This is a genomic window from Maridesulfovibrio frigidus DSM 17176, from assembly GCF_000711735.1.
Taxonomy (GTDB): domain Bacteria; phylum Desulfobacterota; class Desulfovibrionia; order Desulfovibrionales; family Desulfovibrionaceae; genus Maridesulfovibrio; species Maridesulfovibrio frigidus.
The window spans coordinates 93,813-114,941 of sequence record NZ_JONL01000008.1; the positions used below are offsets into that span (position 1 = coordinate 93,813).

The following is a 21,129-nucleotide window of genomic DNA, read 5'->3' on the forward strand; positions in this document are numbered from 1 at the left end:
AGGGGCTTATCTTTACAAAATCGCAATGGCTATATAAACAACGTGAAACCTTCATTTTTTAAGGAGCCTACCGTTGATAGCCAAAGTTTTCTGCGCAGCCCTAATGGGCATTGATGCTTTTAAAGTTGATCTTGAAGTAGATCTTGCCAGACAAGGCATGCCTGCTTTTACCATGGTAGGCCTTGCTGAAGGAGCTGTTAAAGAGAGTAAGGAAAGAGTTTTCTCTGCCCTGAAGAACAGTGGCTATAGGTTGCCTCCCTCACGAATTACTGTAAATCTTGCTCCTGCTGATATTCGCAAAGCTGGTTCAGCCTATGATCTTCCGCTTGCTGTTTCATTGCTGGGCGCGGCTGGAGTTGTGGAGCAGAGTGTTCTCGAAGGATGGTTTCTGGCTGGCGAGCTCTCTCTTAGCGGCGAAGTGAAGCCTGTGCATGGGATACTCTCTTTAGCTCTTGAAGCGCGAAAGAAGGGTGCGAAGGGGCTTATTGTCTGCACTGCCAATGCTCATGAGGCTGCTGTCGTTGAAGGTCTTGATGTTTACGGAGTTTCGTCTCTTTCTCAGCTTGTGAAATTTTTGATAGGCGAGGAAGTTCTTGAACCTACTGCTGTGGATACAGAAACTTTGTGGGCAGGTCGCCAGAATTTTGGATTAGATTTTGCCGAAGTAAAAGGGCAGGAGTACGCTAAGCGTGCCATAGAAATCGGCGCGGCTGGTAATCATAATATTCTTTTTATAGGACCTCCCGGCAGTGGTAAAACCATGCTGGCTCAGAGGATTCCTACAGTTCTGCCGCCTCTTGTTTTTGAGGAAGCTCTTGAAGTTACAAAGATATATAGTGTGTCAGGTCAGCTTGATCGCGACAAAGCATTGATGGTTATCCGTCCTTTCCGTTCACCCCATCATACTATTTCAGATGCCGGAATGATCGGCGGCGGAGCTTACCCTAAGCCCGGCGAAGTTTCGCTCGCACATCGCGGTGTGTTGTTTTTAGATGAATTGCCAGAATTTAAAAAAAATGTGCTTGAAGTGCTTCGTCAACCGCTTGAAGGTGGCGAGGTTACTATTTCGCGCGCCGCAATGTCGTTGTCGTATCCTGCTGATTTTATGCTTGTAGCGGCGATGAATCCTTGTCCGTGTGGATATTTTACTGATGAACGACATGCCTGTACTTGCACCCCCGTTGCTGTGCGCAGGTATACTTCTCGTTTATCGGGACCTCTTTTGGATCGCATTGATTTGCAGATTGAAGTTCCAGCGGTAGATTATAAAGATTTGCGCGGTAATAAGGGACTTGATTCCGCTACTATGCGCGGGAATATTGAGCGGGTTAGAGCTGTTCAAACTGAGCGTTATAAGGATCTTGAGATTCTCACTAACAGTGAACTTTCAGGTTCATCTCTTGAGAAATTTTGCAAGCTCACTGATACCGAGCACGCATTTCTTGAGCAGGCGGTTCGCAGTCTCGGACTTTCAGCCAGAGCTTACACCCGTATACTTCGCATAGCGCGCACTATTGCTGATCTTGGCGGCGATGAATCTCTCAAAGTTGCGCATCTTGCTGAAGCAATAAATTATCGTAGTATGGATAGACAGGGGTAGGTCGATTTTGAGGAATAAGTCCTTGTCTTCTTTTATTCCTGCGCTAGTAGGTGCGTTGGTTGGTTTAATTCTTTACACTTTTGTGGGATGGTGGGGCTTTTTACTTATATTCCCTTATATTGGTGGCTGTATCACCGTGGGAATATTAGTTGCTAGTAGATTTCAAGGGGCTCAAAAAGATATTGGTCGAAGAATCGCTATTCTTGCAATTTCACCGATATTTCTAGTCTTTCTGGGATTGTTGCAAAGAGAAAATTTACAACTTGAACAAACCGTTTTTTACGGGGCATTATTTTTGAGTTCAGGAATATTTACTCGTGTGCTCATTCATTATGCTGTTGCGAAAGTTTGTGGCCCTTTAATATGGGGACGAGGCTTTTGTGGATGGGCTTGCTGGACAGCTGCATTTTTAGAATGGCTTCCGATAAAAGACAATGCTCCTATTCCTCCAAAATATACTGCTTTACGATATCCTGTCTTATTTTTATCTATTCTCGTTCCACTAATATTCATTTGGACTGGGTATGATTATGTCCGTTATCAAATTGACCCGGCTCAAGGTAAAGCAGACCAATTGATATGGTTCTTAGCAGGTAATGGAATTTACTATTTGGCGGCTGTAATATTGGCCTTTGTTTTTAGGAAAAAGAGAGCTTTTTGTAAGATTTTATGTCCAGTCTCACTTATAATGAAACCTGCATCATCCTTAGCTCGCATCAGAAAACGACCTACGCACAATAAATGTATCAGTTGCAATAAATGCAATGAAATGTGCCCTATGGATGTGGATGTTATGGGCGCAATTAGCCTAGGTAACCCCGTGATGTCCACGGAATGTATATCCTGTGGTCAGTGTTCAAATGTTTGTCCTGTCGGGGCTGTTAAGTAATACTTAATTTTGTAGAGACTGACGTTAGCTAGTTATCAAATGTAATATATGGAGCTTTGATGAAATCTCAGGATTGTAAACCGCTTGGCCAGCAAGATCACTGGAATGATCTTTTTGCGAAAGATGATGCGTTTTTTGGAGAATCAGCAAGTGAATTCGCACAGAATTCTCTCGAGATCTTTAAGAAGAATGGAGTTCGTTCTTTGCTGGACTTTGGTTGCGGTCAAGGGCGCGATTCATTTCTTTTTGCTCAAAACGGAATAGAAGTTACCGCTCTTGATTACTCTGAGTCCGCAGTCTTAAATATTCGTAACCGGGCTAAAAAATGCGGTCTTCCTTCTTTAATTAAGCCTCAAGAGCACGATGTCAGGAAAACTTTACCATTTGAAAGTTGTTCTTTTGATGTATGTTATTCACATATGTTGCTGTGTATGAACCTCACTAATTCTGAAGTTGCATTTGTTTTGCGAGAAATTCACCGTGTACTTAAGCCTGATGGTCTTGTTTTTTATTCTGTTCGGAATAATTTTGATAAGCATTTCAGAGCAGGAAAACATTTGTCTGATGATATTTATGAGATTGGAGGATTTGTTATACATTTTTTTGATCAAGCAAAAGTGAATAACTTGTCAAAGGGATATGAGCTCTTAGATGTCATTCGCTTAGAAGAGGGTACGTTGCCGCGTGATTTGTTTTGCGTTCAAATGAAGAAGGGAGTTGCCCCCGATAACTGGGAAATAAATTTCAGACATGAAAAAGATAAACAAAACGTCAATATAAATAAAAATGATGGTTCATTTAAAAGTTCATTGGGCAAAACATGAGGGTCATAAATCTCCGCCTCAGTTGAGGCATAAAATCCACGAGCTTCTCAAGCTTAATCTCTAAAAAATATCTTTACAGCGTGGTATGATCAAAGGGACGTTTTTTTTGTATGTGATGTATTCTTCTCCGTAAGCTTCTTCCAGCGCGTCTTCTTCCTGTGAGATTAATTTGTTAAATCTAAAATACGCTAATGCGGGCATTCCGAAGATCAACCACGCCTGCGACACAATTGCGATTCCTGTAAAAATGAAAAACATCCACCCAAAATAGAGCGGGTTTCTGACCAAGGCAAAAGTTCCTGTTGTCTCGAGTTTACCTTTCGAAACGGCTATTTTCATAGCTTTGCTTGATATGTAAAGAAATGCGATTCCGAATCCCAGAAAAATCCCACCTATTATATGGAAGACCGCACTCGGCATAAAATTCATTAGAAACAGTTTTGGAGAAAAAATTGTCAGTAATATGGCTATTATACCATAGATAGCTGTTGGCCTCATTATTCTAGGGCCGACTCCGTAATAAGTCATGCTTTGTGTTTTCATGGGAATCTTTTTTCCTCAAGTTTGAGTCACTTGCTTATTTAATTTTGAACTTTTCCTTCATTTAAAACGCCTTAACATACTTGAATACTCTTTTTGTTATGTCAATAATAGCAATGGTGGTATTTTAGTATTAGACTAATTTTTATTCAGAACAAATTGGGTAGAATACTAGACCATTAAATTGTGACTACTGCTCTATAAAACAGTGAACGGTGTACGCCTACTTTACTAATTGTAGAGTTACAGACTAGATACTTAGTATATATTTTTGGCTGGTAAAAATTGAAGATTCGGGAGTATTAACATTGTCAGTTTGTACGAGTAGTTTACCTATAGGGGTGTTCGATTCCGGCGTTGGCGGGCTAACTGTGCTTCGAGCTCTGCGTGAACTGTTACCTAATGAAAATTTCTTGTATCTTGGTGATACAGCACGGGTTCCATATGGAACTAAAAGCCCGGAATCTGTGACCAAATATGCCTTGCAAGCCGGCGGGGCACTTGTTCGCGAAGGCATAAAAATGCTTGTTGTTGCTTGTAATACAGCATCTGCCGTTTCAATAGACGCTTTGGCTGCTGAGTATGGTCCGCTTCCGGTAGTTGGTGTTGTTAAGCCCGGCGCAGAGGCTGCGTGCGCAACTACCATCAATGGTAAAATAGCCGTCATTGCGACTGAAAGCACCGTAAATGGTGGAGCGTATCAGCGGACAATATGTAGTATGCATCCTGACGCTGAGATAATTGCTTATCCTTGTCCATTATTTGTGGGCCTTGCGGAAGAAGGTTGGGTTGAAGGTGAATTGGTAGAAGCTATTGTTGCTCGCTATTTGGAACCTTTGTTTGCCGCTTTCGGTGAAGTGGGGCCGGATACTCTTGTACTTGGCTGTACTCATTTTCCCGTGCTTAGGAAGGCAATTTCAAATGTAGCAGGAAGCGCAATAAGACTTGTTGATTCTGCTGAGACTACAGCGAGGACCGTGGAAAATATTTTAAGTGAAGCTAAAATTTGCAACACTGATAAGGATAAAGGGCAAGTTTCTTTTTTAGCTACGGATTCGGCACAGAGATTTGCTGCTGTTGGTGGATCTTTTCTTGGAGTAGAAATTGATACTAATGATGTCAGAGTGGTAGATTTGTAATAGCAATAGAAATATATTTTATATTATGCATCTCTTGCAAGATTTCTTTGTTTTTATATGGGATTTTATTATGCATCATTTCATTTATTCATTTATAATAGTTTTTATTTTTACCTTGTGCAGCACTGCCGTTGCTCAGGGTGAAGTTGTTTTTGCCTCTGGTTCACCTCTTTCGACTTATCAATCGCGCGTTATTTATCCTCTTCTTAAGGAAGCTTTTAAGAGAAATGGGGTAGAATTTGATGCTAAAAGCTACCCTAGCCCAAGGTCTTTGCTTATGTCTAATTCCGGTGCTCTTGATGGAGAACTTCACCGCGTTTATAATTTTCACGAAGTGAGCGGAGGGCAGTATCCAAATCTAGTACGTATAGAATGCGATCTTTTATCCATTTATCTTGCGGTTTTTTCCAAGAATGCTGATGTTAAAATTGTTAATTGGGAACAGCTAGTCGGCTCTAAGGTTGGTTTTGTAAGTGGTAAAAAATATGCGGAGAGTTTTTTGGGTAAAACTTTAAAGCCCGAAAATATTATTCGCCAAAGTTCTGAACCCAACCTTTTTAAAATGCTTGCCAAGGGGTATATCGAATATGCCATTTCTGGGGGGCTTGAAGGGAAGCGTCTGGTGCTAAAACATCCTGATTTTCATGGAATTAAAGAAGTCGGAAAACTAAAAGAGACGAAAATTTACGCTTATATGCATAAGAAACATGCCGCCCTCGCTGAAAAGGTGGCAATAACGTTAATTGAAATGAAAAAAGATGGGGCATTTAAGAAAATAGTTAATGAAGCACGACACTCATATTGTGAAATCGAAGATTGTAAAAAGATGAATTGCACTTATGATTGTCTTAATTCCGACCTTGTCGATAAGGGCAACCTTTCTACTGACCCTATTCATCCTAATCACTTTGCTCAATCTAACCATTCTGAATCTTCATCTCATTCCGATCAGTAGATTTAAATAAATAGCCCGTACACATCTCAACTAATTCATCAAATATTTTGTCATTAGGTACATCGGAATGTTCTAAAAAACAGCTGTGCATAGTTTCTTCAATAGTCCTTGTCACAAGCTTTGAAGCAATCTCTATGTCTTTTACTTTTATTCTATCTCCGCAATTTTCAAGTATTGCTTCAACTCCTGTCTGAAATGAGTCTGTGATGCTCTTATCTAGTTTGGCCATTTCCGGTTCGCGGTTTTTGAGGGCCAGCATTTCTCTATGTAATTCTGTTGAAAGTGTATGCGCTTGAATTGCAGAATCTACCATATGTTTAACTATTTCATGGCTTGATCCAGACAAAGGGGCTTCTTCTGAGATCCTTCCGTAGATCCCTCTTATTATGCTGCTGCCGTATGCCTGCGCAACCTGAATAAGTAGATCTTTTTTGTCTTCAAAATAACCGTAGAATGATCCCACCGAAACTCCAGCCTCTTCTGTAATTTCAGCGATACCAGTTTTGTGGAATCCTTTTTCTGAAAACCGTTTCATGCCGGCAACGATTATTTTGCGCTTCTTTTCTTTACTTCGCCTTTGAATGGGATCTCTAACCATTGGATTTTCTCCGGTAGTCCGTGTGACTTTTATGAACAGGTTCATAAAATTAGCTTTTTTAATGAATAATAATTCATATTCATATTGTCAACAAATATGAATTTATATTCATATTGTGATGTAGAAAGAGTTTCAGGAGGAGTTAGGGCGTAGAAAGGGGAAGTTAAATCAGGCTGTCGTGGACGGGGTAGGGATGAATTTGATGTTAATTTCATCCTTAATGCTGTCCATAAATTCGTTGAATTCTCTTTCCTGATGGGGGCTATAGCGTAGCATCAGTACTCCTTTGAATCTATCAGCAACTGTAAACATGGAAAGGTTGTCCATTGCTTCAAGCAGGAATCTGAATATAGCAATATCCGCCGGCGCTATCTGAACATAAACGCGGCTGGAAAATTCAGGTGGAGCGGGTAGTGGACGCGGGCGTGGTTTTCTTTTTTTACGGGCCATATTTTAATCTTGAAGAATATTATGAGGTTTAGGACTTGTATCAAAAGCAGGGTTCCGGGGAACCCTGCGGAAATTACATTATTTTGTAGCCATCTTCTGTGATGAGAACCATGTATTCCCAGCGTATTCCACCCCAATCTGGGTAATACAATCCCGGCTCGATGGTGATAACCATACCTGGTTTGAGTTCACCTGTTGCAATAGGGCTGACGCTCGGCTGTTCGTGTGTTTCAAGGCCGATGCCGTGTCCTAGAGAATGGGTGAAATACTGTTCTACTTCATACTTTTCAAAGACCGCTTTTGCTGTGTGGTATGCGTGCTTAATTGGAAGGCCGGGTCGCAATACTCGGATTGCCGCCATTTGTGCTTCCTGAACTTGATCACGTACAGTTAAAAAACGATCAGAAGGCTTGTCGCCAATATAGAATGTTCTGGTCTGGTCCGAACAGTAATCGCCAAGTCTGCAACCCATATCAATGAGAACAAGCTCGCCTTCACGAAGTTTTGTGTCTCCGGGAATTGCATGCGGCAGTGCGGCATTGGGGCCGACGCCTACAATGGAAGGAAATGATAGCTCAGAAGCACCGTTGTTGCGGAAAAGCTGTTCAAGTTCCCATGAAATTTCAGCTTCAGTGCGACCTTCCTGAAGTTTAGGCTCTATCAGCTCATATACTTTATGATTAAGAGCGCAGGATTTTTCCATCAGCTCAATTTCATCAGCATCTTTAATAAGACGAAGTTGTTCAACCAAACCTGAAACAGGCTTAAGCTCGCAAAGTTCGTTTAGTTTTTCGTGCTCGAAAATATTAATAGACTTAGGATCGTAGGCCAGCGCAGAAATAGAATTAGATTTAAAGAAATTTTTGAGCGCATCGAACTTGCGTCCGGAATAGATAAAAATATCTTCTTCGTTCCATAATCTGCGTGCTGCGTCTAAGTACCTTGGGTCTGTAAGAAGGAAATCTTTTCCGTCAGGGCAAATGATAACCCATCCAGCGGTTTCGTTGCATTGCGGGTCATGAAGTTCAAATCCGCTGAGATAATAACGGTTTGCAGCAAAATTTACCAATAGAGGAGGGAGTCCACGGTCTTTTAGACGTTTGCGGACTCTTTCCCGCCTTTGTTCGAAAGTGGCGGCAGATATGGTCATGTGATTAACTTATCCTGTATGTGGTTTCGGGCTTACCGTTTATCATTCTTTCAGCCCATTCTACGCCCTGCATTACAGAATGGTCCATGTTTGAAACTTCATATTTCCAGCCACCGAAGCGGCCTCTGGAAAATATGGACATGGATTCAAGAGCAGGTTGCAGAATCTGTAACGCTTCATCGCGTTGCAGGCAAGGGATAGGGTAACCGTAATCCACATTTATGGACCAGCGGGAAATTATATCTTTTCTATCTTCTTCAGTGATCATTGTAGTGTTTACGAGGCCATCTTCAACTTCGCTAAGCACCTGATCATGGTTAATTTTTTTATGATTAGAATATGAAACTTCGCACATAAGCGCACGTCCAACACCTGAAACAGGTGTATTATTCGGTGAGTAGTTGTGAAAGTTTGTCACACGGTAAAATGGACTGTCATCATCAGGGAAGTACATCCAGCAACGGGTGTCTTCTTTAGAGGTCGATAGCCCTATTCCTGCAACTACTACGCTGTTATGTTTTAGCATATTTGCTGCATTGATGAGGTCTTCAGATGGTTTGTTCAGCCATTGTTTAACTAGAATATCTACAGGTGCAGTGGACAACAAATATTCATATTCATAAGTATTGCCTTGGGCATCAGTGAGAATTTTATTCTTATGGTCAATGGATGAAACGCAAGTATTGTATAAAATATTGCTGCTGATTGTCTCTGCCAACTTCTTATAAATTGAACCTGTACCGCCCTTAAGAGGGAATCTAAATTTATTGTTAGGGCCCCAAGACAGGTGATCCTGCTCGAGAATAATGTTTTTGAGCACTGTTTTAAGATCAACAACGCTTACACGCTCACCAATCCACGAAAATGACATCATTTCAGGGTAAGTCGCCCATACTTTATAGTTATATGGCAGCATGAAATATTTTGCGATTCCCGCACCGAAGGTATTGTTAATCCACTCGTAAAAGTTTGCAGGAGTGTCTTCCGAGCGAACTCCGGGAAGAAGTCCTCGCACACATTTCCATTTAATCTGGTTAGGTAAGTGTCTTATATTATTTTGGAAAGGGTAAGGAACCCACGTTTTGACGGAACGCACCCATGATTCACGAAGGTGTTCCAGATATTCATCCATAAGAATTTCAGCAAGAAGATCGTCATAATATTCGTAATGGGAAAAGACTACATGTCCGCCAATGTCCCATGTGAACCCCTTCTCGTCGGTAAAACTAGACGCAAGTCCACCTGCATAGGAATTTTTTTCCAGAATAATGAAGTCTTTTTCGCCTAGTTCCATCAGCCGTCTAGCAGCTCCGAGACCCGTTGGACCCGCGCCGATTATAGCATACTTTCGCTTCACAGGAATATCTCCGTCTAATTTTAGTATAATTAGAGAATGTAAAGCAATGAATATGCCAGTGTGATGTCACGTACCTTTCTCTTGGCCGTAACAAGTTTGTAACTAAGCTCGTATAGACCCTTCTTCAACGACAAAGAAAACTGACTAGGTAACAACGTGTCAGCAAAAAATTTAAATTTGGAGGAAGGAAAATGAAATCTAGAATTATCGCCTTAGTTTCTATTATGGTTATGGCGTTTACAGGATCAGCATTTGCTGGATCAGTACAAGTCAAAGGTTCAACAACTGTTCTTCCGTTAATGCAGAAATCAGCTGAAACTTTCATGTTAGCTAATCCATCTACTTCGATCTCTATCTCTGGTGGCGGATCAAGTAACGGAGCAAAAGCTTTAATCGATGGCACTACCGATATCGCAATGATGTCACGTGACATGAAACCTGCTGAAATTCAGAAAGCGACAGACAATGGACGCGCTCCTGTCCAGTTTATTGTAGCTCTTGATTGCATCGTTCCTGTTGTTAATCCGAACAACCCCGTTTCAGGGCTCAGCAAAGATCAGCTCTTCGGAATTTATACCGGCAAAATTAAAAACTGGAAAGAAGTTGGCGGCGATGACTCTCAGATAGTTGTAATCTCTCGTGACACTTCATCTGGAACTTACGATTGCTGGAAGAGCAAAGTCATGAAGAAAGACGGCAAAAAGCACCGTGTATTTCCTGGGGCGCTTCTTCAGGCTTCAAACGGCGCTGTTGCACAGGCTGTTTCTAAAAATAAAAAAGCAATTGGTTATGTCGGTCTTGCATACTTGAATAAAGAGCTGAAAGGTATTGAAGTTCAGGGTGTTGCCGCATCAGTTGCTACTGCAAAAGATAAATCCTACCCAATCGCCCGCGGTCTTAATATCTACACTCCCGGCGAACCAACCGGTGAAGCAAAAGCTCTTATCGACTACATGATGAGCCCCGCAGGTCAGACTCTTGCTGCTGACACAGGGTTCATTCCAGTAAAATAGTACTATTGATACTAAAATGCCTGATTATGGATCTTCGGGAGGTGAATTTCTCCCGAAGATTTTTCCGCCTCAATTGTTCGTGGTTGATTGAAATTGCATTACTAATTTTCTTTATATCAGGGGAATGCTCGTGATTACGTCTCGAAACATCTGTGTTTTCTTAATAACCCTTGCGATAGCTAGCGGGGGTTATGCCTATAAACTTTCAGGATTAACCGAAGCGGAACAGATCTTTATTTATTCCACTGATAAGGTCGCGCAAAGGGGCGATTACTCGATGAGCACGGTTGGAGCGTTAAAGAAAGTTATGATGCTTTCGACTCACGAAATAGCTGAAACTGTGAGTGAATCTAAACTTACACAGGCGGAAAAAGAGTCTAAAGTAAAGAGTCTTACTGACAGCCTGAACGGTATTTATGCATACGTTCGCACTGACAGAGACGTGATGAGCAAAAGTAAAGGTAAGGATAGCAATCTTCTTTTAGCTGCTGTTACTGAAAGTGTTCATAATATTATCGCGTCAAGATCCAGTGGCTGGTATATTTTCAGTATTATACTTGGCTTAGGTGGAGCCGTCATATTAATCCTTAAAGCATTAAATCTCGGACGCCGTTCAACAGAACGTTTGATTCATTCATTTTTCCTCGTAACAGCATTTACATCCATATTGGTTCTGTTCTTAATTATGGTGTTCTTATTTGTTGAAGGATTACCAGTGTTTAATTTCGTATCAGTGAAAGACTTTATTTTCGGATTTGAATGGTATCCGACGGATGAACCTGCTGCTTTTGGAATTTGGGCTCTGATTGTCGGTTCTGGTGCTGTTACATTATTATCTTCCCTCATTGCCATTCCGCTGGGCGTGATGACTGCGATTTATCTTGCTGAAATTGCACCTACGAAAATTCGCGACATTGTGAAGCCCGCAGTTGAAATGCTGGCAGCTCTACCGTCTGTCGTTATCGGTTTTTTCGGAATGGTCGTAGTTGCTCCTTTTCTACAGGATACATTTGATATTGCGGTGGGCTTAAATCTCTTTAATGCCTCTGTAATGCTGGCATTTATGGCTGTTCCGACAATAACAAGTATTTCTGAGGATGCTCTTTATTCGGTTCCTCCTGAACTCAAAGAAGCTTCCCTCGCCCTCGGTGCAACGCATTGGCAGAGCATATATAAAGTTATGATACCGGCTTCATTGTCCGGGATATCAACGGGGATTATTCTTGGAATGGCCCGCTCCATTGGTGAGACTATGGTTGTGTTGATGGTCGCTGGGGGCGCTGGCCTTTTGCCTGGATCGATTTTTGATCCTGTAAGACCTATGCCTGCATCAATTGCCGCAGAAATGGGAGAAGCTCCATTTCATAGCGAGCATTATCACGCATTATTTGCCATTGGTATGGTCCTGTTTTTATTCACCATGGTTTTCAATCTGATAGCTGATCATGTCGCTCACAAGTATACACAAGTCGGCTCGGCAACTCTGTAGCGAGAGAAGTTAACAACATAAAGGGAATGAATGGGTACAAATAATGAGTAATTCTGCAGATACGATAGAACAGGTGGATTCGATGCTTACAGCTGAAGGTAACAGGAGTGAACAGATGCCTCATGGCGGGTCTGGTAACTACGCAATGCGCGAGAGAATTCAGAAGGTAGTATTTTTGCTATTTAAGGGCGCAGTCGCAATAAATGGATTGGCACTATTGATTATTTGCGGGTTCGTTCTTTATTACGGTCTACCGGCTATGAGCTGGGAGTTTCTCACTGAAAATCCAAGAAATTCAATGACTGAAGGCGGTATTCTGCCTTGTATCGTCGGGACTATAGTCCTTAGTTATGGCGCACTGATGGTTGCGCTCCCTTGGGGTATCGCAACGGCGATTTACCTTAATGAATATGCGACATCTCCAAAATTGGTAAGAATCCTCAGACTTGGCATTAACAACCTTGCCGGTGTTCCTTCAGTAGTATTCGGTCTTTTCGGACTGTCTCTTTTTGTTACTGTCATGGGTATGGGCGTGAGTATTCTGGCCGGTGTTTGCACTCTTGGTGCGCTGGCTCTACCTCTTGTTATCGGGGCATCTGAAGAAGCACTTCGCTCAGTCCCGCAGACATATCGTGAAGCCTCACTCGGCCTTGGCGCAACTAAGTGGCAGACTATTTACAGAGTAGTTCTTCCCGCAGCTCTTCCGGGTATGCTGACAGGGGCTATATTGACTCTTTCAAGAGCTGCTGGCGAAACGGCAGCAATTATGTTTACCGCCGCAGTTTTCTTTACACCGGACATGCCAGCATCCCTTTTTGATGATGTGATGGCTCTTCCATATCATATATATGTACTAGCGACTGCCGGGACAGAAATTGAGAAGACGAGGCATATTCAATATGGAACGTCTCTTGTGCTGATTACTTTGGTTCTGGGCATGAATATGGTTGCTATATACATTAGAGCCAGAATGCAGAAAAAAATGGCAAGATAAACTTCACCGCATCTATCCATTTTTAAATGAAATTTTTTCTAGATTTAGAAGATACTCTTTCATTGGAATACCTGAACCGCTGAACCCGCCGATCTTTTCTCCGGCCGCAAGTACTCTGTGGCACGGAATAATCAATGGAAATGGATTGTTAGCCATTGTGGTTCCGACTGCTCTGGCTGCGCGTGGTGAGCCCGCCAGTTTGCTGAGATCTTTGTAGGAGGTGGCTACTCCCCATTTTATCTCTTTTGACAGGGCTTTTAGGACTTGCTGTCGAAAAGGAGTAAGCTGAGAAAAATCGAGAGGAAGATCGGGCCATTCAACTTTTTCACCGCGTACATATTTTGCAAGTTTGCTCTGAATCTTAAGCGCATAAGAGCTGAGGTTCGGATCTGATTCGCGGCTGTCTGCCCAGTTAAGCTTAATTTTGCGGATCATGCCATCCTGCCAGAATAGCCGAATGCAGATATCTTCTGCTGCAATAAACTCTGTGTGAAACATGTTATATTTTCCTTTCTCTTCCGGGCGGCATGTGATCCGGACCAAACCATTCTGGAGGACTCTCAGGCGCGTCTTCTCTGGCTTTACCTTGCCATAGATCATTGTTTTGGAACATCATATCAATTGCGTTCTGAACGTTTCTTTTATGTTCAATCCAGTCCGGTGCAACCAGTTCACCCGGAGTCGGGTCTGCATTCATTCGATGAATCACAATATCGGGCCGTAGGATGGATATGGCCGCTTCGAGCATTTCGAGATATTCAGCCATAGAAAAAGGTATGAATTCACCCGCATCATACATTTTCTGAAGTGGTGTGTCGTGGCTGACATAAAGATTGTGAAACTTAATGCCTGAGACGGGCAGCGCATTAATGAATTCAACTGAAGCAAGGAAGTCTTCCTTCGTTTCACCGGGCAGACCAGCTATTATGTGGACGCAAACTTCTATTCCGAAAGAGTCAGCTAGTTTTACTGCATCTGCAAAGCATTTAGCGTCATGCCCTCTATTGATACGGGCGAGGGTTGCATCATTGGAGCTTTGCAAACCAAGTTCAAGCCACGTTTCTTTAAGGTTCAAATCTTTAATAAGCTGTAGTTTTTCGCTATCAATGCAATCTGGGCGAGTGCCGATGCATATCCCTGTTAATCCCGGAAGATTACGGATTTTGTCAAGCGCACACTTAACTTCTTCTAAGGTTCCATAAGTGTTGGAGTAAGACTGCAAATAGGCTAGAAACAGTTTTGCGTTGTATAGTCTTGTAAATTTTTTAGTCCAGAAATCCCATTGCTGATCGACCGGCATGGATTGCGAATGCATACCGGACCCTGATCCAAGAGGATTGCAGAATATGCATCCTTCGGTGGATATTTTACCATCTCGGTTGGGACATGAGAAACCAAAATCAAGAGGTACTTTCTGAACCCGCTTGCCGAAATTTTGTCTAAGCCTGGCGGCAAGTCCGTAAAAACGATACATCGAAGCTCCTTTTTATGAGGAAGTCTGTTTGCTTTTGATAAATAATATCTAATTAAATTAGTATATACAGTGGTTTATGGCTTTAGGGTAGTAGTTGTCATAATTGGTGTAATATGTTGCCTGTAGTAATATCTTCTGCTAGTTAATACCTAGGAATTTCTTTTTATATAAGAAAAGTAAGCGTCTGTTGCGGCGTTATTTGAATCACATTTTTTTTGGAGTTTCCAGTAGAATATGGCATCTATATTTGACAAGATACTCGGCTCGTTTTCTAGCGACCTTGCAATTGACCTTGGTACAGCAAATACTCTGGTCTATGTTAAGGGTAAAGGCGTAATGCTCAGCGAACCATCGGTTGTAGCTGTAAAAAGGGATGTTCACGGCGGAAGTAAAGTTCTCGCCGTAGGGATGGAAGCCAAGAGAATGCTTGGCCGTACTCCCGGTAACATCGTAGCTATCAGACCTATGAAAGACGGCGTAATTGCTGACTTTGAGGTTACTGAAGCTATGTTGCGTCATTTTATTTCAAAAGTCCATAACCGCCGCAGGCTAGTAAGGCCGCGGATCATGATCTGTGTGCCTACCGGTATAACTCAGGTTGAAAAAAGAGCGGTTAAAGAATCTGCTCAAAGTGCTGGAGCTCGTGAGGTTTACCTTATTGAAGAACCCATGGCTGCGGCAATCGGAGCAAATCTTCCCATCACCGAGCCTACTTCCAATATGGTCGTAGACATTGGCGGTGGTACTTCTGAGATTGCAGTTATTTCTCTGTCCGGTATCGTCTATGCCCGCTCTGTAAGAGTTGGTGGCGATAAGATGGATGAATCTATCATGCAGCATGTGAAGCGCAAATATTCAATGTTGATCGGGGAGAGCACTGCAGAGCGTATTAAAATTAAAATTGGTTCTGCATTTCCTCTTGAAGAAGAGATTGAAATGGAAGTCAAAGGCCGCGACCTTGTGACTGGAATACCTCAGAATATTTTGATTACCTCTGGTGAAATCCGAAAAGCTATTTCTGAACAGGTTGATAGTATTGTCCAAGGCGTTCGCGTTGCTCTGGAACAAACTCCTCCTGAACTTGCTGCGGATATCGTTGATAGAGGTATTGTGCTGACTGGTGGGGGAGCTTTGCTTAAAGGCTTGGATCAATTACTCAGTCAGGAAACTCACCTTCCTATCACCGTTGTAGATAACCCGCTTAATGCGGTTGTTATTGGTTCCGGCAGGGCTCTTGAAGAAATAGACATCTATAAAGAAGTTACAATAGATTAACTTCTATTGCTTTGCGGTGGACTAGCAGAGATTGCATTTTTCTTTGCTAAAAGCATAGTTTTACAGGTTTTGTCCGTAAAACTATGCTTTTAGAAAGATGCATTGTTGTGTCAGTCGGCCTCTTTTTTTGTTTGGCACAATCTCCATTTAAATAAGCTAGAGGATTAGTTTGAAGCTCAAGCGTACCGCTATAGCCCTCATTGTAGGTTTATTCATCTACCTCAGTCTTTACTCGTGGAATCTGCAGTCAGGTAAGCTTGACCGTTTAGCTGACTATACAGGACTTGAAATTGTCAAATGGGTTATGTGGCCCGGAGAATGGGTACATGATCGCTCTGTAGATTTCTGGGACAGGTATATTTATCTCGTAGGTTTAAAGCAAACTAACGACCAGTTAAGTTCGCAAAACGATTTGATGCGTCTAGAAATAATGACGCTTAGAGAGAAAGCAGAAGAAGCTGGCAGGCTTCAAACGCTGCTTAAATTTTCGCCCGTCGAAGGATGGTATGTCGACGGAGCTAGAGTTATTGCTCACAGAATGGGTCCTTCCGCCGCATTAGACTCAATTATTATCAGTAAAGGATCTGTTTCGGGTGTTTTGCCTGACACTCCTGTCCTGACTCCTCTCGGCATTGTCGGCAGGGTTGTCCAGCCTGGCTTAAGTGCTTCAAAGGCGATGCTGATCACAGACCTCAATAGTAGAATTTCAGTTCGAGGACAGCTTCACAGGTCCACCGGATTATTGTCCGGAACTGGTGAAGGGGAAACTCTGAACGTTAAGTATATGAAGCTCAATGCGCCTGTCTCAGAAGGTGAGATTCTCGTGACATCAGGGCTTGCAGGGCTTTACCCTCCCGGTCTTCCTGTTGCGAAGGTTGCATCTGTAGAACGCTCAGATATATCATTATTTTTAAAAGTAGAAGCTGTTCCGATGGTGGATATGGAAAATACAGAAGAGATTCTTTTGCTCCATAGAAACGCGACGTCTAGTCCAGCTTCGAACTCTACATCTGCGGATGGGAACTAATATGTTGTCTGTCGTATGGTGGACCCTTTTCACCGTTGCCGGTATATGGGCGCAAAGGTTCGTGCCGGGGGTGGATTTTTTGGCTCCGGGTCTTTTGCTGTGTATTCAGCTTGAGCGGAAAACTTTATTTTTTTGGCTGCTTATTGTCTGGACTCTTATACAAGAAGGACTTGGCGGACTTCCGTTTGGCTACTCAATATTGTGGTATTCTTCCATAGTTGCTTTATACCGCTGCGGGGCAATGTTCTTCGATGTTCAGAGCCTGATGTTTGCAATTCTTTGCGGAGCCGGGCTTGGTTTATTACATCCTCTTCTTACAGGTCTGATGGCGGTTCTTGCAGATATGCAGTGGACGGCTGATCGCTATTTTTTGGAAGGGGTTCTGCAATTTCTTATATTCCCGCTCGAGTGGGCTTTTCTCAAATATATCTATCCGGAACGGTTGAAGCATGAGTTCTCTGCATGATTCAAAATCTCAGCAGCCTCCTAAAACAGGTTTGCTGCTGCTGCAGGGGCTTATACTCTTGCTTTTCTTTATTTTCGCCTTGCGATTTTGGTTTCTACAAATTCATAAGGGAATTTATTTCGAAGAGCAGGCCAAAAACAACCAGCTTCGGCAGGACAGACTTTATGCTCCGCGCGGATTAATCCGAGATCGTGAGGGCAAGCTTCTCGCGCTTAATGAGCCTGCCTATGCGCTGGGTCTAGTTCGTGAGGATTGCAAAGATCTTGATGCTACTATGCTTACTGTCTCTAAGTGGACTGGTGTGGATCTGGCAAAACTTAAAGACGTTTTCAAAAAATCCCGCAAACGCGTTAAGCCCTTTGAGCCTTTAATACTCATTCCAAATTTGACCTTTAAACAGGTCGCCATAATTGAGGCTAATGCGTTGCATTGGCCGGGCCTTGAGGTTGTTGTCCGCTCCAGACGGAAATATTTGCAAGGGCCTTTGTTGTCCCACGTGCTGGGCTATGTTGCTGAGTCCACAGAGGCAGAGCTTGAAGCCGATGAAGGTCTAGCTGTTGGCGATTTTACCGGCAAGCAGGGCCTTGAGTTTATGCTCGAAAAGAGATTTCGTGGCGTAAAGGGGCGTAGGCAGGTAGAAGTTGATGCCACTGGCAGACGTTTGAAAGAGAGAATTTTAAATCCGCCAGTTGCGGGTGAAGATATAGATCTTTCCATCGATATAGAACTTCAAACGCTTGGTGGAAAGCTTTTGGAAGGTAAGGCCGGGGCAGTAGTGGTCATGAACCCGGATAATGGTCAAATATTGGCTTTTGTCAGTGCTCCATCATACGATAATAATTTATTCACCACCGGTTTTAGTCGCAAAGATTGGGCGGAGTTACAGAATAATCCAATGCACCCTTTGCAAAATAGAGTCATTCAGAGCGTGTACCCTCCGGGGTCTGTTTTTAAACTGGCTGTAGCTGCTGCAGGGCTCCATTACAATGTAATTAATCTTAAAGAAACAGTTCATTGTCCCGGTTTCGTAAAGCTCGGAAAATACGTTTTCCGCTGCTGGAAAAAATATGGGCATGGTGATGTAAATATGGAGCAGGCTCTGGTTCAATCCTGTGATGTTTATTTTTATAAACTCGGAATGAAGCTCGGAGTTGATCGCATTAGTGAATTCGCTTTTAAAGCTGGTTTTGGAAAGAAGACAGGTATTTCTTTGCCACATGAAAAGCCCGGTCTTATTCCGACCCGGGCATGGAAACGTAGACGTTTCGGAGAGATTTGGCATCCGGGAGAAAATTTAAATTTCGCTATCGGACAGGGATATACCCTTACTTCGCCTTTACAGGTGGCTAGATTCATTTCCTCTGTTGTAAATGGGGGCCGGTTGCTGAGACCGCAACTTTTGGCGGGAGAGCCCGCTGAAGAGCAAGGACGTCTGCCCTTAAGTGATGTGCAGTTGCAGTTAATTAGAAAGGCTATGATTGAAACTGTTGACGGTGCGCATGGAACTGCCCGAAGGCTTCGCATGAAAGGAATCGTCGTAGGTGGTAAAACCGGAACTGCGCAGGTTGTTAAGCTCACTGATGAACTGAAAAAAATGAAAGATAAAGATATCCCCTATAAATACAGGGATCATGCATGGATGGCTAGTTTTGCTGAACGAGGAGCTGAACGGTATGTGATTGTCTGTATGGTCGAGCACGGCCTTCACGGCGCCTCTGGTGCGGGGCCGATTGTAAAGGCGTTGTATGATCAGCTTTATGCTAAAAAGCCGGAAGGCGAGGCGGTAAGAGACTAATGTCGCCAGTTGACAGACGATTACTCATCCATATGAACTGGTTTTTGCTAGGCCTTGCAGGGGTGTTATTTTTTGTAGGGGTTATGAACCTCTATTCTGCAAGCGGATTCCGTATGGAAGACGGCATGAGTGTTAATTCCTTTTATCAGAAGCAGCTTATCTGGGGCCTAATGGGTTTTGGCGGGATGATAACCTTTATGCTGTTTGATTATAGGCACTTGAAGACAATTGCGTGGCCGCTATTTTTTGTGACAGTACTTTTGCTGATAGCCGTTCCATTTGCAGGAAAAACAATTTATGGAGCTCGCCGCTGGCTGGATTTAGGTTTTTTTAATTTCCAGCCAAGTGAACTTGCTAAAATTACAATACTAATTATCGGTGCAAGAATATTATCAAAAGATTCAGATCCCTTAGGATTTACTAAGCTGGCATATGTTGTCGGTGTAGGTCTTGTCCCTGCTGTTATGGTTATTTTGCAGCCTGACCTTGGTTCGGGGCTGAATATATTGCTCATTCTGGGTGGAATGATTTTGTACAGAGGGTTAACGTCTAAAGTTTTTAAAACTATGGCCGTTGCAATCCCATGTATTATTCCTCTCGGATGGCTATTTATGCACGACTATCAGAAGAGGCGAGTCGTGTCCTTTATGGATCCAGCCAGTGATCCATTGGGAGCGGGTTATCATATTATTCAATCAGAAATTGCGATCGGATCAGGTCGTCTTTGGGGTAAAGGTTTTCTTGGCGGAACTCAGAGTCAGTTGAGATTTTTACCGGAAAAACATACAGATTTTGCGATTGCAGTTTTTGGAGAAGAATGGGGATTTGTCGGAGCAATGTCTCTGTTAAGTCTCTTCTGTGTTTTTTTATATCAAATGGTTGTAACTGCTAGGGATGCAAAGGATTTATTTGGAAGTTATCTCGCGGCTGGCGTGTTCTTCTATTTCTTCTGGCAAATCCTGATCAATATGGGTATGGTGCTCGGATTAATGCCGGTAGTAGGCATCCCTCTACCATTCATAAGCTATGGTGGCAGCGCTACTGTGGTCAATTTTTGTCTCGTGGGACTCGTTTTAAACGTTTCCATGAGACGTTACGTATTCAAACAGGGGTAAGCCGAATGTTTGGTTTTTCAAAATCCGGCGCTGAGGGGAAAGGAGCACAAATGGCAAGAGATGAAATAAATGCTTTTCTAGGTAGTGGAACTGATTATCACGGAAAGCTTAGTTTTCAGGGCGCAGTGCGTATTGACGGCAACTTCAGCGGTGAAGTCGAGTCCGAAGGGACTCTTGTCGTGGGTAAGGACGCCCAGGTTGAAGGTGTTTTGAGGATAGGTCAGCTCGTGTTGAGCGGGAAAGTTACAGGTGAAGTGTACGCGAGTGATAAAGCTGTTCTTCACAAGACTGCAAACCTTCAAGGGGATCTGGTTACACCAGTCCTAGTTGTTGAAGAAGGAGCAGTTTTGGAAGGTCGCGTTATTATGAGTTCTAAGGGGGCTGAGACGGCCTCGCCTGAAACTGAAGAAATTAGTTAATTTTTTAACAAGCCAGTATTTACGGGGCTTGAACAGGTTTGAGTAAGCAGTTCAAAACGAAAAACCCTTTGACACAGCTTTGAATAAAAGCTAAAGGGCCTCTGACTTTGGACAAAAATTCACAACCTTTTCGGGAGCAGGCATGATTGATTTAGATATTAGCTTTTTTATCCAGTTAGCAAACTTCATCATCACCCTTCTTGTTCTCAACCTTCTAATGTTTCGCCCGATTCGTGAAATTATCAGAAAGCGTTCTCAGCTTATGAGCGATCAGCTTTCTGATGTTGAAAATTTCACAGCATCGGCTGATTTGAAGGTTAAGGACTATGAAGCCGCTCTGGATGGTACCCGCAGAGAGGGTATGGAAATCCGGAACGACTTTAAAGAACAGGGTGCCAAAGAAGAGCAGGCTTTACTTTCTGGCGCAGGCAAGGTCGCAGCGACGACCATGAAAGATGCCCGCGCAGAAGTTGCATCTGAAAAAGGTGCAGCCTTGAAAGTTCTTGATGGTGAGATCGAAGCTTTTGCTCAGAAGGTTACAGCCAAGGTTCTTGGCTAGG

The 21,129-nt window shown here is 42.9% G+C and carries 22 protein-coding genes; 15 read left to right on the plus strand and 7 right to left on the minus strand.

Annotated features, from left to right (window positions below; genetic code table 11):
- Window positions 1–73 precede the first annotated feature (73 nt).
- The 3 genes from BR06_RS0115305 to BR06_RS0115315 are packed head-to-tail and all read left to right on the plus strand — an operon-like array spanning window position 74 to window position 3,313.
- Window positions 74–1,600: a YifB family Mg chelatase-like AAA ATPase gene (locus BR06_RS0115305; RefSeq protein ID WP_031484610.1), complete on the plus strand. Its 1,527-nt coding sequence runs from the start codon at window positions 74–76 to the stop codon at window positions 1,598–1,600.
- 22 nt (window positions 1,601–1,622) lie between these two features.
- The gene (locus BR06_RS0115310) at window positions 1,623–2,489 is read left to right on the plus strand and encodes a 4Fe-4S binding protein (RefSeq protein ID WP_211252487.1); all 867 of its coding nucleotides are present in this window, start codon (window positions 1,623–1,625) and stop codon (window positions 2,487–2,489) included.
- 59 nt (window positions 2,490–2,548) lie between these two features.
- Entirely contained in the window at window positions 2,549–3,313 is a 765-nt protein-coding gene (locus BR06_RS0115315) for a class I SAM-dependent methyltransferase (protein WP_031484614.1), read from the plus strand.
- Between the two features lie 60 nt (window positions 3,314–3,373).
- Here the strand turns inward: BR06_RS0115315 and BR06_RS0115320 are convergent, their stop codons facing one another.
- Complete coding sequence (locus tag BR06_RS0115320) at window positions 3,374–3,856, minus strand: methyltransferase family protein (protein ID WP_031484615.1); 483 nt, start codon at window positions 3,854–3,856, stop codon at window positions 3,374–3,376.
- A gap of 305 nt (window positions 3,857–4,161) precedes the next feature.
- Here BR06_RS0115320 and murI point away from each other — a divergent pair, with 305 nt between their 5' ends.
- Window positions 4,162–4,992: a glutamate racemase gene (murI, locus tag BR06_RS0115325; protein WP_031484617.1), complete on the plus strand. Its 831-nt coding sequence runs from the start codon at window positions 4,162–4,164 to the stop codon at window positions 4,990–4,992.
- A gap of 70 nt (window positions 4,993–5,062) precedes the next feature.
- Complete coding sequence (locus BR06_RS0115330; RefSeq protein ID WP_031484620.1) at window positions 5,063–5,947, plus strand: substrate-binding periplasmic protein; 885 nt, start codon at window positions 5,063–5,065, stop codon at window positions 5,945–5,947.
- On the opposite strand, the gene BR06_RS19870 is transcribed toward BR06_RS0115330, so the two are convergent.
- The 4 genes from BR06_RS19870 to BR06_RS0115350 all read right to left on the minus strand — a co-directional run bounded on the left by BR06_RS19870 (window position 5,910) and on the right by BR06_RS0115350 (window position 9,502).
- A complete protein-coding gene (locus BR06_RS19870) occupies window positions 5,910–6,545 on the minus strand; it encodes a TetR/AcrR family transcriptional regulator (protein WP_031484621.1) in 636 nt (211 codons plus the stop codon). The genes BR06_RS0115330 and BR06_RS19870 overlap by 38 nt on opposite strands.
- Window positions 6,546–6,713: 168 nt before the next feature.
- Entirely contained in the window at window positions 6,714–6,995 is a 282-nt protein-coding gene (locus BR06_RS0115340; RefSeq protein ID WP_031484623.1) for a DUF4911 domain-containing protein, read from the minus strand.
- A 73-nt stretch (window positions 6,996–7,068) separates the two neighbouring features.
- Window positions 7,069–8,145: a M24 family metallopeptidase gene (locus BR06_RS0115345; RefSeq protein WP_031484626.1), complete on the minus strand. Its 1,077-nt coding sequence runs from the start codon at window positions 8,143–8,145 to the stop codon at window positions 7,069–7,071.
- A 4-nt stretch (window positions 8,146–8,149) separates the two neighbouring features.
- A complete protein-coding gene (locus BR06_RS0115350) occupies window positions 8,150–9,502 on the minus strand; it encodes a protoporphyrinogen/coproporphyrinogen oxidase (protein ID WP_031484628.1) in 1,353 nt (450 codons plus the stop codon).
- A gap of 191 nt (window positions 9,503–9,693) precedes the next feature.
- On the opposite strand from BR06_RS0115350, the gene BR06_RS0115355 reads away from it, so the two are divergent.
- The 3 genes from BR06_RS0115355 to pstA all read left to right on the plus strand — a co-directional run bounded on the left by BR06_RS0115355 (window position 9,694) and on the right by pstA (window position 12,998).
- Complete coding sequence (locus BR06_RS0115355) at window positions 9,694–10,515, plus strand: PstS family phosphate ABC transporter substrate-binding protein (protein ID WP_031484631.1); 822 nt, start codon at window positions 9,694–9,696, stop codon at window positions 10,513–10,515.
- Window positions 10,516–11,140: 625 nt separating this feature from the next.
- Window positions 11,141–12,004: a phosphate ABC transporter permease subunit PstC gene (pstC, locus tag BR06_RS20770; RefSeq protein WP_235727742.1), complete on the plus strand. Its 864-nt coding sequence runs from the start codon at window positions 11,141–11,143 to the stop codon at window positions 12,002–12,004.
- A gap of 43 nt (window positions 12,005–12,047) precedes the next feature.
- Window positions 12,048–12,998 (plus strand): phosphate ABC transporter permease PstA, encoded by a 951-nt coding sequence (pstA, locus tag BR06_RS0115365; RefSeq protein ID WP_156952720.1) that lies wholly within the window; start codon window positions 12,048–12,050, stop codon window positions 12,996–12,998.
- 12 nt (window positions 12,999–13,010) lie between these two features.
- Here pstA and BR06_RS0115370 read toward each other — a convergent pair whose 3' ends face one another.
- Both BR06_RS0115370 and BR06_RS0115375 read right to left on the minus strand, forming a co-directional pair.
- Window positions 13,011–13,496: a methylated-DNA--[protein]-cysteine S-methyltransferase gene (locus BR06_RS0115370; RefSeq protein WP_031484635.1), complete on the minus strand. Its 486-nt coding sequence runs from the start codon at window positions 13,494–13,496 to the stop codon at window positions 13,011–13,013.
- 1 nt (window position 13,497) lies between these two features.
- Window positions 13,498–14,472 carry a TIGR01212 family radical SAM protein gene (locus BR06_RS0115375; protein ID WP_031484637.1) on the minus strand — a complete coding sequence of 325 codons (975 nt, stop codon included), beginning with the start codon at window positions 14,470–14,472 and terminating at the stop codon, window positions 13,498–13,500.
- Between the two features lie 234 nt (window positions 14,473–14,706).
- Here BR06_RS0115375 and BR06_RS0115380 point away from each other — a divergent pair, with 234 nt between their 5' ends.
- The 7 genes from BR06_RS0115380 to BR06_RS0115410 all read left to right on the plus strand — a co-directional run bounded on the left by BR06_RS0115380 (window position 14,707) and on the right by BR06_RS0115410 (window position 21,128).
- Window positions 14,707–15,747 (plus strand): rod shape-determining protein, encoded by a 1,041-nt coding sequence (locus BR06_RS0115380; protein ID WP_031484640.1) that lies wholly within the window; start codon window positions 14,707–14,709, stop codon window positions 15,745–15,747.
- A gap of 169 nt (window positions 15,748–15,916) precedes the next feature.
- Window positions 15,917–16,774 carry a rod shape-determining protein MreC gene (mreC, locus tag BR06_RS0115385; protein WP_031484643.1) on the plus strand — a complete coding sequence of 286 codons (858 nt, stop codon included), beginning with the start codon at window positions 15,917–15,919 and terminating at the stop codon, window positions 16,772–16,774.
- A 1-nt stretch (window position 16,775) separates the two neighbouring features.
- Window positions 16,776–17,240: a hypothetical protein gene (locus BR06_RS0115390; protein ID WP_031484645.1), complete on the plus strand. Its 465-nt coding sequence runs from the start codon at window positions 16,776–16,778 to the stop codon at window positions 17,238–17,240.
- Window positions 17,224–19,035 (plus strand): penicillin-binding protein 2, encoded by a 1,812-nt coding sequence (gene mrdA, locus BR06_RS0115395; RefSeq protein WP_031484647.1) that lies wholly within the window; start codon window positions 17,224–17,226, stop codon window positions 19,033–19,035. Before BR06_RS0115390 ends, mrdA begins: the two co-directional genes overlap by 17 nt.
- Window positions 19,035–20,150: a rod shape-determining protein RodA gene (rodA, locus tag BR06_RS0115400; protein WP_031484648.1), complete on the plus strand. Its 1,116-nt coding sequence runs from the start codon at window positions 19,035–19,037 to the stop codon at window positions 20,148–20,150. Before mrdA ends, rodA begins: the two co-directional genes overlap by 1 nt.
- Before the next feature lie 50 nt (window positions 20,151–20,200).
- Window positions 20,201–20,569, plus strand: a complete 369-nt coding sequence (locus tag BR06_RS0115405; RefSeq protein ID WP_031484650.1) for a bactofilin family protein — start codon at window positions 20,201–20,203, stop codon at window positions 20,567–20,569.
- A 142-nt stretch (window positions 20,570–20,711) separates the two neighbouring features.
- Window positions 20,712–21,128, plus strand: a complete 417-nt coding sequence (locus BR06_RS0115410; RefSeq protein ID WP_031484652.1) for an ATP synthase F0 subunit B — start codon at window positions 20,712–20,714, stop codon at window positions 21,126–21,128.
- Window position 21,129 lies beyond the last annotated feature (1 nt).